The 15,174-nt window shown below is 67.1% G+C and carries 12 protein-coding genes; 4 read left to right on the top strand and 8 right to left on the bottom strand.

What is annotated here, in order from left to right; genetic code table 11:
• Position 1: 1 nt before the first annotated feature.
• Both KA712_08510 and KA712_08505 read right to left on the bottom strand, forming a co-directional pair.
• On the bottom strand, positions 2–895 hold the full coding sequence (locus KA712_08510; GenBank protein MCG5052989.1) for a UbiA family prenyltransferase: 894 nt from the start codon (positions 893–895) through the stop codon (positions 2–4).
• A gap of 72 nt (positions 896–967) precedes the next feature.
• Positions 968–4,396, bottom strand: coding sequence for a hypothetical protein (locus KA712_08505; GenBank protein MCG5052988.1), 3,429 nt, complete (start codon positions 4,394–4,396; stop codon positions 968–970).
• A 237-nt stretch (positions 4,397–4,633) separates the two neighbouring features.
• Between KA712_08505 and KA712_08500 the strand changes: the two genes are divergently transcribed.
• Complete coding sequence (locus KA712_08500) at positions 4,634–6,427, top strand: hypothetical protein (GenBank protein ID MCG5052987.1); 1,794 nt, start codon at positions 4,634–4,636, stop codon at positions 6,425–6,427.
• Between the two features lie 35 nt (positions 6,428–6,462).
• On the opposite strand, the gene KA712_08495 is transcribed toward KA712_08500, so the two are convergent.
• The 6 genes from KA712_08495 to KA712_08470 form a co-directional block, all read right to left on the bottom strand.
• The gene (locus KA712_08495; protein MCG5052986.1) at positions 6,463–7,875 is read right to left on the bottom strand and encodes a hypothetical protein; all 1,413 of its coding nucleotides are present in this window, start codon (positions 7,873–7,875) and stop codon (positions 6,463–6,465) included.
• A gap of 96 nt (positions 7,876–7,971) precedes the next feature.
• Entirely contained in the window at positions 7,972–8,997 is a 1,026-nt protein-coding gene (locus KA712_08490; protein MCG5052985.1) for a hypothetical protein, read from the bottom strand.
• On the bottom strand, positions 8,994–10,226 hold the full coding sequence (locus KA712_08485) for a tetratricopeptide repeat protein (GenBank protein MCG5052984.1): 1,233 nt from the start codon (positions 10,224–10,226) through the stop codon (positions 8,994–8,996). Before KA712_08485 ends, KA712_08490 begins: the two co-directional genes overlap by 4 nt.
• Positions 10,226–10,885, bottom strand: a complete 660-nt coding sequence (locus KA712_08480; protein ID MCG5052983.1) for a sigma-70 family RNA polymerase sigma factor — start codon at positions 10,883–10,885, stop codon at positions 10,226–10,228. The genes KA712_08485 and KA712_08480 overlap by 1 nt, the downstream gene beginning before the upstream one ends.
• A gap of 309 nt (positions 10,886–11,194) precedes the next feature.
• On the bottom strand, positions 11,195–11,374 hold the full coding sequence (locus tag KA712_08475) for a hypothetical protein (protein MCG5052982.1): 180 nt from the start codon (positions 11,372–11,374) through the stop codon (positions 11,195–11,197).
• On the bottom strand, positions 11,371–12,501 hold the full coding sequence (locus tag KA712_08470; GenBank protein MCG5052981.1) for a DUF2254 domain-containing protein: 1,131 nt from the start codon (positions 12,499–12,501) through the stop codon (positions 11,371–11,373). The genes KA712_08475 and KA712_08470 overlap by 4 nt, the downstream gene beginning before the upstream one ends.
• A 425-nt stretch (positions 12,502–12,926) precedes the next feature.
• Between KA712_08470 and KA712_08465 the strand changes: the two genes are divergently transcribed.
• The 3 genes from KA712_08465 (at position 12,927) to KA712_08455 (ending at position 15,087) form a co-directional block, all read left to right on the top strand.
• Positions 12,927–13,199: a hypothetical protein gene (locus KA712_08465; GenBank protein MCG5052980.1), complete on the top strand. Its 273-nt coding sequence runs from the start codon at positions 12,927–12,929 to the stop codon at positions 13,197–13,199.
• Positions 13,200–13,254: 55 nt separating this feature from the next.
• Positions 13,255–13,494: a VF530 family protein gene (locus KA712_08460; GenBank protein MCG5052979.1), complete on the top strand. Its 240-nt coding sequence runs from the start codon at positions 13,255–13,257 to the stop codon at positions 13,492–13,494.
• Between the two features lie 144 nt (positions 13,495–13,638).
• Positions 13,639–15,087, top strand: a complete 1,449-nt coding sequence (locus tag KA712_08455) for an NADP-dependent isocitrate dehydrogenase (protein ID MCG5052978.1) — start codon at positions 13,639–13,641, stop codon at positions 15,085–15,087.
• Positions 15,088–15,174: the final 87 nt, after the last annotated feature.

Below are 15,174 nucleotides of genomic sequence, written 5' to 3'. Positions count from 1 at the left end.
GTCAGTGTCCCCACTGCGCCCGGGCGAGTGAGAGCGCGAGCCCCACGCCCGCGTAGCCGCCGACGACGTAGGGGAACGCCACGGACCAGGCATAGACGCGCTCGTAAGCAGAACGTGTACGGGCCCGGGCCATGCGCACGATCAGCCCCGCAGCGAAGACCCCGTTGAGCAGAGCCAACGTGACGTCGAGTGTGGCGAAACAGAGCGTGGACAAGAGCCACAGGGCGCCGCAGTAGACGAGCGTTCCGGCTTGCCCCAGCACCACCGCGGTGGTCTCGAGGCCGGCGGCGCTGTCCTCGGCGCGGTCCTGGATGGCGTCGAAGCTGTGCTTGGCAGCGCTCCAGACCATCAAGCCGGCAGCCGCCATCCATGACACCGGCGCCTCCAGCGCCACGGGCACGAGCACGAGAGGCAGAGCATAGGCTGCGTTGCTGAGGCTATCCACGAAGGGATGGGCCTTGAAGCGAGGCGGTAACGAATAGCCAATGAAGATGCCTGCGTAGAGCAGCGCAACCGCCACCGCTTGCCAGGGGTACGCTCCTGCGAAATACAGCAGAAATGGAAGGTTCAGGGCGGCCACCCAGCGCAGGATCGAGCCCACGTCGTGGCTGGCAATCCGCGCCCCCTGCCACCCTCCCTTGCGTTCGTTGCGGGCGTCGGTATCGAGGTCGGAGACGTCGTTGACCCCGTAGATCAGCAAATTGAAGGGGAGCGTCAGCCACAGCAGGACGGGCACGAAGCGCCACGTGAACAACGTGCCCGTCATCCACAAGCCCACGAAAGCCGTTCCCACCGTGTTGATCCAGAGCGCGGGGCGCGACACCCGAAGCAACCAGGGCGCCTGTGCCCGCAAGGCGCCCGGGGACAGTCGCTGCGCAACCGTGGTGGCTGTCATGGGCTTCTTTGATGCTCAGGCGCCGCTCTTTGCGCCCGAGCCTCGTGACACCCAGCCCGCCCGCGACCGCCGTCAGAACGGGACGGGCAGCTTCTTGAGCTTGTCCTTGACCTTGTCTTTGGCGCGCGCCTCGGCCTCTTTTTTCGCGGCTGCTTCGGCCTGGCGTCGCACTTCGGCCGCGCGGGCCTCGGCCTCGGCCTTCGCCCGGGCCTCGAGCTCGGCCGTTTTGGCGCGGGCCGCCTGCTCGGCCCGTTGCCGCGCTTCCGCGGCCTCGGCTTCCACCCGCGCGCGGGCTTTTTCCTCTGCGTCCCGCCGCGCCTTGGCCGGATCGGCGACGACATCGGCAAGCTTTCCTTTGGCCCCTGCGGGCAAGGGAGCCTTGTCGAGCGCCCCGCCGAGCGCGCCCTCGAGGAGCGCCCGTCCCTTCGACGACGCGTAGGCCTTGAGCAAGGTCAGCGCGAAGGTGTCCACGTCCGCCAACCGCACCCGGGGCGCCGTGGGCGGCCCCTCCACGCGCACCCCCACCGGCACGCCTTCCTGGATCGTCACCTCGCCACCGGTGAGCTCGGCGATCACGGCGGCAGGGACCTGCCACGTGCCTTCCAGGCCAAGCCGACGCTCCGCGAAGCTCACGCTGCCGCCCATGCGGGCGGCGCCGCCTGCCAGCGAGGTCTCGAGCGGCTCGACCAGCTTCAACACGCCTTCGTCGAAGCGCAAGGTGGTCGCCGCGTCTTTGATCTTCCAGTCGTCCAGCTTCGTCAGCCGGTCCTTCGTTTTCGCCAAGGCCTTCTTGAGCGCCGGTGCCTTGTCGAACCGGGCCTGCAGGGCGCCGCGGAGCTCGCCCAGCGCGTCCCCCACCTCCAATGTGAAGTCGTGGAGGTCGGCGCCCATGATCCCCGTCAACGACTCCGCCAAAATGGCGGGTGCAAGATCCCGTGTGGTCAAGTCCACCTTCGCATCGAAGCGCCCCTTGACGAGGCCACGCTCCTTCGCCAATTGCTGCGTCAGGATCGCCAAGTCGATGTTCTTCAAGGCGCCCTTGATCAAGAAGGGGGTGCCCGTCTCGGCCAGCGGCACCCGCGTGCCCGACCCGGAGAAGCGGCCCCCGAAGACGTCCACCTCGAGGGTCTCGGCAACGGCCAGCCCCTCGCCCACCCTGAGCTTCGCTGCGAGGTCGTCGAAGGTGATCGTGTCGGCGCGCCCCTTGGCGATCGCAACTTGAATACGACCCTTCGCCGCGGTCAGAAGGGGGTTCGGCGGCGCCGCGGCTTCGGGCTTTGCCGCCGGGGCGGGGGCCGAAGCCGCCTCCTTCGTGCCGTCGTCCACCACGAAGTCTTCGACGACGAACCTTTGTGACTGTGCGGTCAGCTCGAACGTGGGGGCCTCCGGATTCGCAAAGGTCAACCTCCCCTCGAGATCCGACTGCCCTGCTTTGACCGAGAACGAGGGAACCGCGAGCGCGAGCGACGATGGCCGATCCGTCCGCCCCGAAGCGCTGATCGTGGCGCCGACGGTCATGGGCTTGATCCCTGCCGTCGCGGCCGGCAGCCAGGCCAACAGCGGCTGCGTAGCGAAGGGCGCAAACGACAGCGACGCCTCGAAGCGCTGCGCGGGAGCCGCCCCTTCGACGTGCGCCCTGGCGCTGAGATCGAGGCCAGCGGCCGCGAGGGACGCCACGATGTCCGCCACCACGTCGGCGCCCTTCAGGTTCTTCGCATCGAACTTCACGTCCAGGACGAGCGGACTGCCTGCGGGCTTTCCCAGCAGCGCGGGATAACGGGCTTCGAGGCGGGTGAAATCCATCTGCAGCCGACCGGACGCCGCCGCCGGGGTTTGTTTCCCTGCCACTGCAAGCGACCCGCCGCCGTGCATCTGCGCCGCGGCGGCATCAACGTCGAGACCGTCCACGTTGACCCGCAGGTCGTAGTCGAGCGCCTCTGCGTGGCCCGCGAGGGCACCCGTCACCTCCACGCGGCCTGCGAGCGGGCGCTTGGGCGAGAGGTTGGTTTTCACGGCAGGCAGGAGCATCATCACACCCGCCACTTCGGGTGAAGGCGTAGACACCTTCAGATCCAGACGCGGCCCTGCCGGCAGCGTGTCCACGTGCCCCGCAAGCTGGGTCGTCCACGTGGCCACCTGGAGCGACGCGCGCTCGATCGTCAGCCTCTCGGGAGTGCTCTTCAAGCGCGCCTCGAGGGCCAGCGCCGTCCCGGGCGGCTTCACGAACACGTCGGGAATGCGGATGGCCGCGCCTGTCAAGCTGAACCGCGCGTCGACATCCGCCGCCTCCGCCCGGCCCGACGCCTTTGCGGAAAGCTCAAAGGGACCGCGCAGCACGGCCGGCGCGGTCGCTTCGTCGAATCCAGGCCACAGGCGGGCCAAAGTGTCGAACGAAAGCGCCTCCGACGCTACATCGAGCGCTTCGATCCGGGGCACCGCATGCAAATGCGTGAGCAGGCCTTGTAAGCGCACCTTCATCGGTCCGAGCGCAAGCTCGAAGGACCGCAGATCGAGACGCCCCTTCTCTGCGCTGAACCCCTGGTCCCAGGACACGTGGGCCGAAAAGGGTTGCCCCCCCGCGAAGGCAACGTCCGCGAGCGAGACCTTGCCGACGGCCTCGGACACCAGGTCCCCGGCCTCACCCGGCCGCGACGCAACCTTGGCCTTTGCCATGAGCGTGCCCTGCTGCAAAGACAGGCCTGCGGCCGTGGCATTCAGAAAGGGCGACAACGGGCCGAGGGGAAGGGGCGAAAGATCGAACGCGAGATGCTCCACGACCGGCACCACCGCACCGTCTTGCCACGGGGCTGTTCGGACCACGAAGGTCAAGTTACGCTCCGCCGCGAACAAAGCGGCTTCGAGCGAAAGTTCGAGCCCCTTGCGCAGCGAAGCCTCGCGCGTCGTGAGGGTGAGACCGCGAATGGCCAGGGGCGCGCTGGCCTCGCCTTGCACCTTCGCCGACATGAGGTCGATGAACTGGATGCGCGCGAAGCTGACGAGCAGCTGCCCGAGGGAGGCATTCTTCGCAACCTCCGGCAACGCGGCCGACTCCGGGGGCGGCTCTTCCTCAGGCCCGGCGAGGCGAGACGTGAGGTGGGTGACGTTGAAGGTGCCATCCGCGCGCTTGACCACGTTCACGTCGAGCCCTTCGAACGTCACCTCCTCGACGCGCGGCCTTTGCCCGAACGACAGCAGCGTGCGCAAGACCCCGACATCCACCACGGCGCGGGGCACCGTGAGCAAAGGCAGATCCGAGGGCTCATCGGCAGCCGCGCCGATCCGCAACCCCTCGAGCTCGACGGACGCGCCCAGAAGCGACACGCGCAGGTCGCCGAGCGTGAAGGGGCGTGCCGCCTGCGCGGAGAGGTCAGCCAAAGCGGCCTCGACCTGTCCCTTCGCCATCGCCGCCACCACCACGTGGGCCACGACCAGGAGCAGCACCCCACTGCCAGCAACGATGGCCAGGACGAGCCCCAGCCTTCCCCGACGACGCGTCTTCATGATGCTTTCTGCTTCTCCTGGAACGGGCGACGCCGGCATCAACGACCGAAGACTTCGACGATCTCAACTTGCTGCCGGGCGGACGTGAGGGCCTAGCTTAAGCGCCGGCCGAGGGGATCGCCACGGGGGCCGGCACGCCGCGCCCCCTGTCGAGGCCCCGCCAAGTGTCCGGGAAAACCGATGGCTCACCGGCCTGCCACGTTGCCGAGAGGGACGCGATCGTCAATAGACACGGCCATGCGAAGCTTGCCGGCCAGCGTCTGGATTTGGAGCGTGGTCACGGTCGTCTTGGGCTCTTCGTGTTCTCCGGACGAAGAGACGGTGCTTCGGCTCGACGTAGAGAACGCGAGCCGCCAGGCCAACGGCCTGCGTGTGAGCCTGGCCTTGACCCCACCGCGCCAATTCGAGGCCCAGCTGGTCGGCCGCTACCAACGATTGTCCTTACCGCTCGGCGACATCCGGACGCAAACCGTCGAACTCGGTCTCGAGGTCCTCGAGGGGAGCACCCTGCTCGGAACCTCGAAGCAAGCGTTCACGCTCGGCGCAGGGTTTTCGCCCCCTGTGCGCATTCGTATTGACGAACGGGGGCAGCCCTCCCTCTGGGGGCCCGAAGGAACTCTCGACGCCGGGGACGACACCGCGCCCCTGGACTCTGGCGCTTCCGACGCGAATCGAAACGATGACGGGGCCATGGAACCCGACGCGCTCCAGCCAGACGTCGTACGGCCCTCGGCTTTGATTTGGTCGATGTCGGGAAGCCGACCGGTGATCGACGGGCACGCGGAGGAGGTTTGGATCAACGCCTTGGCCCGCGGCTACGACTTCCCCCACCTCATCGTGGAGGACGGGGTCGCAGCGCCCACCGCGGCGCCCCGGGCCCGCTGGGCCGGGCTCCGCGACAGCCTGGGCTTGTACCTTTTCGTGCAGGTCGAAGACGACAGCCTCGTGGTCGATGGCAGCAAGGGGCCGTCGGTGCCGGATGATGCGAAGGAACCCTGGGAGGACGACTCGATCGAGATCTTCCTGGACGGCGATCGCATGCCCGCCACCGGCCTTCTCGACAACGTCAACGACGGCATCTTGCAGATTCGTTTCGGCGAAAACTTCGTGCGAAGCCCCGATGCAGACCGGGTGTCGCGGGTGGTGCCCGTGCCCGGGTACCAGGTGGCTTGGCAAGTCGCCAGCAACGGGTACAGCTTCGAGGCGTTTTTTCCCGCCCAGCAGCTGGGTGTGGATCCCAAACCCGGCCGCGCCATCCTCATCGATCTTCACGTCAACGACGACGACGCGGGTGACCTCGAGTTCAAGAGCCGTTGGAAGACGTCGTGGGCCTCCAAGGTCAACCAGACCTTCAACAACAAGGAGCTGTGGGGCCAGGCGACCTTCGTTGCAGAGGCTCTGCAACCCCGCATCGAGATCCCCCGCATGAGCCCACCCACGATCGATGGAAATGCGCAAGACTGGCCTGCCTCTCGCTGGCCGCTCACGCACTTACACCAGCCGGCGTCCGAGCGGGCGGGCCCCCTGTCGCCGGACGACCTTCACGCCACGTTGGCCGTCGGGGGGGACGAGGCGGCCCTTTACTTCGTGGTCGAGGTCACGGACGATGTCGCCAGCATCCAGGACTTCCACCCCTGGTTCGACGACGTCGTGGAAATCGTGATGTCCCCGGAAGACCCGACGGCAAACGCCGCGCCAACCCCGGCCACACGCCTCTTCTTCCGTGCAAACGCGAGCAACGCCGCGCAACCGCCCTACCACAACACCGACGTCGATTTGGCCCGCGTCGCTTTCGCCTGGCAAGTCGTCAGCCCCACGCGCAGGCGGCTCGAGGTCGCGCTGCCCTGGTCGCTGTGGCCCCAAAGCCCCTCTCAAAGCGTGTTCGGAATCGATGTGGTGGTCTGGGACGACGACGAAGGCGACGGGATCGCCAAGCACCGGGCGGGGTGGATGTCGAAGGGGGACGTGCCGGCGGTGGGTCCTTTCCCGCGACGCCTGCTGGGGAGCGCGAAGCTCGCCCTGCCCAAGTGACACACGCCGAGGCGCGCGACGTCTGCGCGAAACCTTCATTCGGATTCAGGTTCCGACTCTCCGCACGCCGGGTCGTTCGGATCCAGGCACAGTTCACAGGCCACGGAAACGGTCGCGCCCTCCGGTGCAGGAGACGAGCGCCGAATCTCCAAGGCGCTGCCGCCTCCTTCGCAAAGGCTCATGGGTCCGGCCGCCGTCACGATCGCCCAGCACGGTGCGTTCGCACCGGAACACGCCGGGAGCGCTGAGTTCTGCGGCCCTGAGGGCCCTGGCCGTACTTCATTGACCACGCAGTGGGGCTGTACGCCGGGCACCCCGGGGTCGGTGTCTGCGAGGGTCCCTGCGAGGCAGCGGGGGCGCAGCTCACCGCCCCAGCCCTTCCCGATGTCTTCGAGAACCGGCGTGAAATCGGCCCGGCAAATGGTATCGAAGCGGCCTCGCCTCCCGAAGGCCTCTGCGAAGGCTTTCAGTCGTAAAGCGGGCGCCGCCTCGATCCCCTCCCCGCTCTTGCATGCGGGCGAAAGCTGCAGAAGTTCGCGGCTCCCCAAGGCCAGCTGATACCGCGCGGTCTCCGGCTCTGGCCAACCGGCGAGCACGGACACGAAGATGCGGTCGGTACGGCCTGCCTTACGGGCAGTCAAGGCCTCCACCAAGGTGGTGATGCCGAAGAGTCTGCCACCTCCGTCGGGCGCGGCCGCACACGAGCCGATGGAGAAAGACGACGCCCGCGAGGGCAAGGACCTTCCCTCACAAAGATGTCCCGCAAGGGCGCACCGCAAGTCTGGTTCCTGTCCCGCGACGAAAGGGGCTGCGAAGAAGTCGCTTTCGGGCGGCGCCGAGCAATCGTCTTCGTCACTCACGATCACCACGCCCAAAAACGCATCCTCACGAAGGAAGCCTGCATTCTCGGGCGTCCGCGACGGGTCGAGTGCCAACGCAAGCGCCAAGAGGGGGTGTTCATACCCACACCCCTTGGTACCGAGATCGGCCACGCACGAGAACGCTTCGGCCAGCGATCCCCCAAAGTTTCTCGTTCCGCCTGGCGATGCCGCCAAGAACGAAGCCCCTGCCTCGAGCCCGCAGTCCGTTCCTGCGTGAAACCGGCCGCGATCTCCGCCCACACGCGCCGAGCACGCGTCATCCGACGAGGCATTGCCGGCCCCCACATCGGTCGAGACCACGGCCACGTGAAGGTCCAGGGCAGCGCCCGCGCCTTGCTCGAAAGCCCGCATCATGTCTTGAAACCCTCGTCTGAGCAGGCTCTGCTCCTTTTCCATCGAACCCGAGTTGTCGATCACGAACAGCAGATCGAGCTTCGGGGCCGCAGCTTCGGAAAAGCGGCCCGTGACCTCTCCGCGCGGAGACGGATCGACGGCCACGAGGGAGTGCGACTGACAGGCGGTGCACACGACGAAGACAACGTGAAAAACATGAACGGCTCGATACATGAGAGCTCCTGCAAAGACGTCGCGCCCAGCGACCCCCGCGGCACGGATATGCCGACGTCTTCGCCTGATCGAGTGTCGGGGACTTACGTCCGCTGCTCAGTAATCGAACAAAATGCCGATCGCAGCGCTCACCATCATGACGCGCATGCCACGTTCGAGAGCGCGCACGGGCGTGGCGGCGTCGAGCCGATGCGCGCCGCCGATCTCCACCTGTGCGAAGGGCGCGTAGCGAGCGAGCCGAACGAGCAACCCGAGGTGTGCAAGCGCGTGAGCGTGCACGGCACCCCAGCGACGGCCTGCCCACGCCGAACCATCCGAGGCGTCGAGAAGGGTGAAATCGAGGCCAAGCGTGAGTCCGACGTAAGGGGCCACGAGCGAGTGAAAACGCCCCATCACCGAACTGGCCTCGATGTCGCCGGAGAAGGTCCAAAGACGCGTTCTGCCGATGACCGTATCGTTCGTGGCCCCCGTGAGTGGCCAGCTCACGCGCCCGCCCAGCCGATACCCGCCCTTGAAACGCCGCCCCCCCAAGAGCGCCACGCCCAGCGTCGAAGCGAGGGCGATGGGGCTCGTGGTCACGAGCGGCGCCGCGCCGAAGTAAATCGGACTCGCTTCGGCCTCGCGCAAATTTGTGGCCGCGACCAGGGGCTGCGCTTCCGAAAGGGGAGCCCCGGCCGAGGGAGGCTCCGGAGGGGGTGGCGGGGCGGCATCTACCGCCGGGCGCGTCTGGCGGTGGGCCCACAGCATCTCGGACACCAGCGTCCACAGTCGCCGTCTGACGAGGCGTTCACGGCAATCCACGGCGAGCACGGCGAGTTCCTCGCGCCCGGAGGGTCCGGGCGAAACGAGCACCCGAACCTTGGTGCCGTCATCGTCGAACACCACCACGGCGAAGGCACGCTCCACGTCCCCCGCGTGGGGCAACACATGCGGGGCAAACCCTGCGGCTTCGAGCTCCCGCAGCAACTCGGCCGTTGCGCCCCCACAGGCGCGCGCGTCCGGGGTCGGCACGACCACGAGCTCGGACGCGGCGGAGGAAGGCTCGGCCTGCGCCCACGCCGCGGCTCGCGCCCCCAGCAACACGAGCAGCGCCGCACACCACAGGGAAGAGGCGCGCGTCACGGTGGCTCGTTGCCCGCAAAGCGAAGAGCCGCCTCGCGGTGCGGGCCGACCGGAAACCGATGCATGTATTCGCGTGCGCGCGCCCGCGCGGCCGGCCCATCACCCACGCGGTCGAGGCTCTCGAAAAGGCGCGCCCACGCGGCCTGGGTCAACGCCCCCTCCCCCCCCACATCGACGAGCTCACCGAACCATCGAGAGGCCTCCTGCCACTTGCCCAGCTGGAACGCCAGGCGCCCCAAGCCGAAGCGGGCGTCGGCGGCTTCCGGGGCGTCCGGAAAGCGCGACACCAGGTGCTCGAAGACCCGCGCCGCCGTCGAAGGCTGTCGTGCGAAGCGCGCCGTGTCGGCCAGCAGCAACAGGTCGGCGGGCCCGAGCGAGCCGGCGAGGCCCTCGAGACCCAGCCCTTGGGCCGTGGCGAAGGCGCGTGCGTACTCACCCCGGTGGGCATAGGCCACCCACGCGGGGCTGCCACGAACGCGGGCGGCTCGCGAGGGCGGAGAGAACGGCCGAGGGGCCAGCGCGGGAGACTCCGCAGACGCTCCCTCCGGCGCCACGGCCGGAGGCAACGCCGGCAGCGGCGCCGCAGGCCTTCGGGCCACATCCGAAAGCTCACCTGTGGCAGGCCCGCGCCCCGACGCAGCCACACGAAAGATCTGTTGGTCACGAACGGCGACGGGCCGGCCGAGCGGACCACCGCTCACACGAACGCTGCCCTCGCGCATCTCGATCTCCAGTGTGCCCGCGCCTGGCTCCCAGGTGGCGCGAAACTTCGTGCCCGTCACCAGCACGGTGAAGGGCCCCGCCAAAAACTGCCAACGCGTCCGCTTCGCGTGCACCACGGACACGTCAAAGCTGCCCCGTTCGATGGCCAGTGCGGCCCCGGCCTCCCCGAGCGCGATCACGTGCCCGCGGGTCCCCGGCGTCAACACCACTGACGAGCCTTCGGCGAACCGCACCGGCACCGAGGTGTGGGCGGCCGTGAGCACCATGCCCACGCGCCCGGCGCTTCCCGCCACGTGGAAACGAGGCTCTGGTCCGAAACGCCCCCACACGACCCATGCCAGGGCCACTACACCCGCCGCCCAAAGCCCCCTCTTGGCCCATCGCCGCTGCGGCAGCTCGGCCCTCATCACCGCCGCCCTCAGCCGCTCGAGCGCGGCGGGATCGGCCACCGCCCGGGATTGCGATTCGGCCAGGTCACGAAACAAGGCATCGGAGGGCCGTGGCATCACGGTTCCTCCCTGGAAAAGTTGCCGTCTGAAGAGCCATTCAGCCAGGGCTTCAAGGCCTCGGCGTCCTGGGCCTTCTTATCGAACCGCTTTTGGGCCGCGGCAAGCCTCCGGCGCAGCGTTGCGACTGAAAGACCACAAATGCCAGCCAGCTCAGTGAGCTCGTAGCCCTCGAACATGCGCAACGTGAAGGGTATGCGCTCGTCGGCCGGCATGTCTTCGAGAATGCGGTACACGCACGCCGCAGCGTCCTGCACCTCTGGCGAAGCGCTTGGCGCGGGCGCCTCGGCGGGATCGGAGCCGCTCTTCAGCCAACGCCACCGTTGCCGCCTCCGAATCGCCCCCCGCGCCGTAAACACAACGATGCTGGTCAACCAACCCCGAAAGGCCTCCGCATGGCCCAGCTTGCCGATGCCCTGCAAGACCGCAATCATCGCATCCTGCGCCAGGTCCTCGAGTTCAGGATCGGCGGCTCCGAGTACGCGCACCAGCACGCGGCGGACGAAGACTCCGTAGCGATCCACAAGGGCGGCGCGGGCCCAGGGTTCGTCCCCCCGCAGGCCCTCCACCAGGCGAACGTCGTCCCGCCCCCCCCCTTCCAAGGAAGCGCTCGAGACGGCGGATGCCCCCCAGGGCTTGACGCGTAAAACGGATGTCACCGTAGAGGGAGTGTCGCCAGCCGGTTCGCAGCGCTCAACAAAAAGCGACGCGCGACGTTTCTTTTGATCGCCGCTCCCCACCGGCAAAGCGTCCGCGCCCCGCGGGCCCCCTCAGGACGGATTCGTCGGATGGAAGCGGCTGGGCTGCGACGGTACGGACCTCGTCGGGTCTCCGCCGCTCGTCAAGCGCCCCATCACGATCGTCAAGCCTGCCAGAAACAGCAGCAACCCGAACCAAATGACAAGCCCGCGCCCCCGCAGCGCCCGCCCCCGCAACACCCTGTACCGACCGAACCACACCAAAGGAGTCTAGCGGACCGTCCCCACGGGGCCAGGCCCGCACCCTTGACGGCCCACGTGGGCGGCGCGCTGCCTGATCTCAAAAACCTCGTCCTCCGAAAACGGGCCCAGCTTTGCCGCCGCGACGACCGCACGAAGCTGGGCCCGCAGCGGCTCGAGGCGTTCGGGGCGGCGGGTCAGTTCACTCAAGAACCCAAGGACATCCAAAAAGTGCATGGTGACGCTGTAGTCGCTTCCCGCAGCCCGTCGCAGTTGCGAAAGCCCGGCGTCGGCATAGTCCTCGAACGTCGGCCGGGCGAACAATGCTTCTCCCCCCCCTCGAACGTGCGGGCGGCCGGAGGAAACTCGCGCCGAATGAGCTGCGCGAGGACCGCCGCGATCGAGGTGAGGCTCTGCTTCGCCGTCGCCGGGTCGTTGATCCCCGGAGACAGCGCCTTGACGGCAATCTCGACCATCTGCTCGATGCCGAAGAGCACGTCTTGCCGCATCGAGCGCTGTGCCGAGAAGATCATCGACGCGACCATGCACGCGTCGATGTCCGGACGCTCTCGTTCGTCATCACAACAGTACCTGGCGATGACCTGCCAGCGGTGAACGTACGAGCCCACCTGAACGGGAATCCACACGAAACGAACACCGCGCCCACTCAGCTCCTTGATCTGCCGCTCATCGACCGACGCGAGATGCCCCTCCGAACTCGACCGCAGCTCGTAAAGCCGTGGTCTCTCCTGAAGAAGAGTGAGACCCAAGCGTCGAGACGCTTCGTCAGGAGGGAGCTCAACAGACGGAGATTCCCCGAGCTCGGTCGGATAGAGGCTTTCGAGCTCTGGCTGCAGCTCGTCGCGAATCGACTGCAAAACGAACGGTACCTGAAGAGACTGTGCCACGTGATGAATGAAGTAGATGAGCATTCCCAGGCTCACCATGGCGAACACCATGGCCATCGTGACCGACAGCGCCGGCACGAACCCCGCCACCGCGTCGGTTGCGTCGCGGACCTCACGCAGGACCAAGATCGAGTACGCGAAGGTGGCGATATAGGTTCCAAGGACGATCTGGTTGCCACGGTCGCGCGTGAAATTGCGGAGGATGCGCGGGGAGTACTGCGTGGCCGCCTGCTGCAGCGCGATCATCGTCACAGAGAACGCCACGGAGATGACGGTGATCAAGGACCCTGCAGTGACGGCCAGGATCTGTCGAGCGGCTCTGGCTTCTGCCTCCGAGAACCAAAGCCAAGCCACCGCGGGCATGGTCCTGTCGAGGTGAAGGAAAACGACGGACAGACAGACGGCCAAAGCCACCAGAAGCGCAGGCACGAACCACAACCCATCACGTGCCCGCGACCAAATGACAGAAGCTTGAGCTTGTAGGTGCATCGAGGCCGTTCTTCGCTCGGAAGCGTTCTTCGGAGCTGGCCTTCAAGAAGCATACCGCCAGATCTCCTTTCGCTACCGTCGTCGCGCCACGAAGCGACCCTGCTTGATCCTCGGCGCTCGGAGCGGTGGGGGCGCGCCCGGCACGCCACGCGGCACGTCCCTTGTTCAAGCCATGAACCGCGCAGAAGCGGCAAGCCTCGAGGTCGAGATCGCCTGCACGGCGAAGCTACGCGCCTCGGACCAAACGCTACAGGCCCGTAGCGGTCTTTTTCCGCAGGTGACGGTGGGCGCCTCTTACGACCGAACGCTGCGCACAGAATTCGAGGGGCTCTTCCCCAGCCGCGCGGACGGCCGAGTTCGAGGTCTTGCGGGCGGACGTGGCCGCTCAGAATCAGCTGCCCGTTTTGCTAGACCGCCGCATGCAACGCGATCTGGCGCTCCTGCGCGTCCGCCAACTGCTCGACGTCGACGACGCGCGTGACCTGGCCCTCACCCCGCGTCTCCCTGGCCCGCAGGTGGCGCTCACGCCGGCCCCCAAGGTCATCCCACGCCGGGCCCCCCGGCGCTCACGAGCCGAAGCCGTAGACTTGCGGGCAGAAGGTACGGATCGCCTCGCGCGCGACCCCTGTGCCCGCTAGAGTCAGAGATCGGCGTGCACGCGCACGACCTGAGCTTCCCCCCACCCACACGACCATGTCAGGTTCACAATCCCCCGATCCCCTGCACGGCGTGACTTTGGAGATGATCGTGAACCAGCTGGTGGACCACTACGGCTGGGAGGAGCTGGGCCGGAACGTCAACATCCGCTGCTTTACCGACGATCCCAGTGTGTCTTCGAGCCTGAAGTTCCTGCGCAGAACGCCCTGGGCGCGGCAGAAGGTGGAGAGCTTCTACCTGTTCATGCTGCGCGAGAAGAAGCGAACGTTCAGATAAAGAGAACGTTTTCGCCGATTCATTGAATTGGACGAGAACCATTGCGGGCCCGACACCAAGGGAGAGGCACGCCCACGTGCCCCCCGTCGGTTGCCTCCGGGCGGCCGCGGCGCAAACCCCTGCCCCGAAAGGAGAGACGCTGCCATGAGCTTACCCCTGCACAACGTCACCGTCGCCAAGGGAGACGGCGTCGGTCCCGAGATCACGGAGGCCACCTTACGGGTCCTCGAAGCGGCCAAGGCTCCGCTCAACTACGAGTTCGTCGACATCGGCCACAAGCTTTACGAGCAGGGCCACACCTCCGGGATCGCGCCCGCGTCGTGGGAGACGATCCGGCGCAACCGGGTGTTCCTCAAGGCTCCGATCACCACACCGCTTGGGGGGGGCTACAAGAGCCTCAACGTCACGATTCGCAAAGCGCTCAACCTCTTCGCCAACGTGCGACCGACGAAATCCTACGCACCCTACGTCGCCTCGTCGCACCCGGGAATGAACCTGGTCATCATTCGCGAGAACGAGGAGGACCTGTACGCAGGCATCGAGCATCAACAAACGCCCGAAGTCACACAGGTCCTCAAACTCGTCACGCGTCCGGGAACCGAACGCATCGTGCGCTACGCCTTCGAATACGCCCGCGCCTACGGCCGCCGCAAGGTGACCTGTATGACGAAGGACAACATCATGAAGCTCACCGATGGGCTCTTTCACCGCGTCTTCGAAGAGGTTGCGAAGGACTACCCCGACGTACAAAGCGAACATCAGATCATCGATATCGGTGCGGCACGGGTGGCGGCCCAGCCCGAGCGCTTCGACGTCATCGTCACCTTGAACCTCTACGGCGACATCCTTTCCGACATCGCGTCTCAAGTGGCGGGCTCCATTGGGCTCGCCGGCTCAGCCAACATCGGGCCGAACGTCTCCATGTTCGAGGCGGTGCACGGCTCCGCGCCCGACATCGCGGGCAAGGACGTGGCCAACCCCTCGGGGCTGCTTCTGGCCGCCACGCAAATGCTGGTGCACCTGGGAGAAGCCGAGGTCGCCGAGACCATCAAGAACGCGTGGTTGTGCGCCCTCGAAAGTGGCATTCACACGGCGGACATCTACCGTCCGAACCTGAGCCGGATGCAGGTGGGCACGAGGCGCTTCACGGACGCCGTCATCGCGCACCTCGGTGAGCAGCCCGACCACCTCACGCCCGTGGCGTACCGGCCGGGGGGCATCCTGGTTCACGCCAGCCCCACCCCGCCCACGACGAAGGTCCTCGAGGGCGTCGACGTGTTCATCGACTGGGGAAAGGGCGACCGCAACGCCCATCACCTCGGGCAGGCGCTCGAGGCCGCGGTCCCGCCACACTGGACGCTGAAGATGATCACCAACCGCGGCGTGAAGGTGTATCCCGGCGGGTTTCCCGAAACCTTCTGCACCGACCACTGGCGCTGTCGGTTCCTGCCGGCGCCGGATGCCCCCGTCAGATTCCAGGACGTGCTTGCGTTGCTGGGCGCTCTCGATGAGCAAGGGTTCGAAGTGATAAAGACCGAACATCTCTACAGTTTTGACGGACGGAAGGGCTACTCCCTGGGTCAGGGCGAATGAGGACGGCGGGCCGAAGCCGGGTGTGCGCAGGTCCTTGTCGATTTTTTGGCCCGCGTGCGCGGCGTGGGGGCACCTCCCTTTCGACCG

Source organism: Myxococcales bacterium (assembly GCA_022184915.1).
Taxonomy (GTDB): Bacteria; Myxococcota_A; Polyangia; order Fen-1088; family Fen-1088; genus JAGTJU01.
This window is presented reverse-complemented; position numbering and strand designations above follow the sequence as displayed.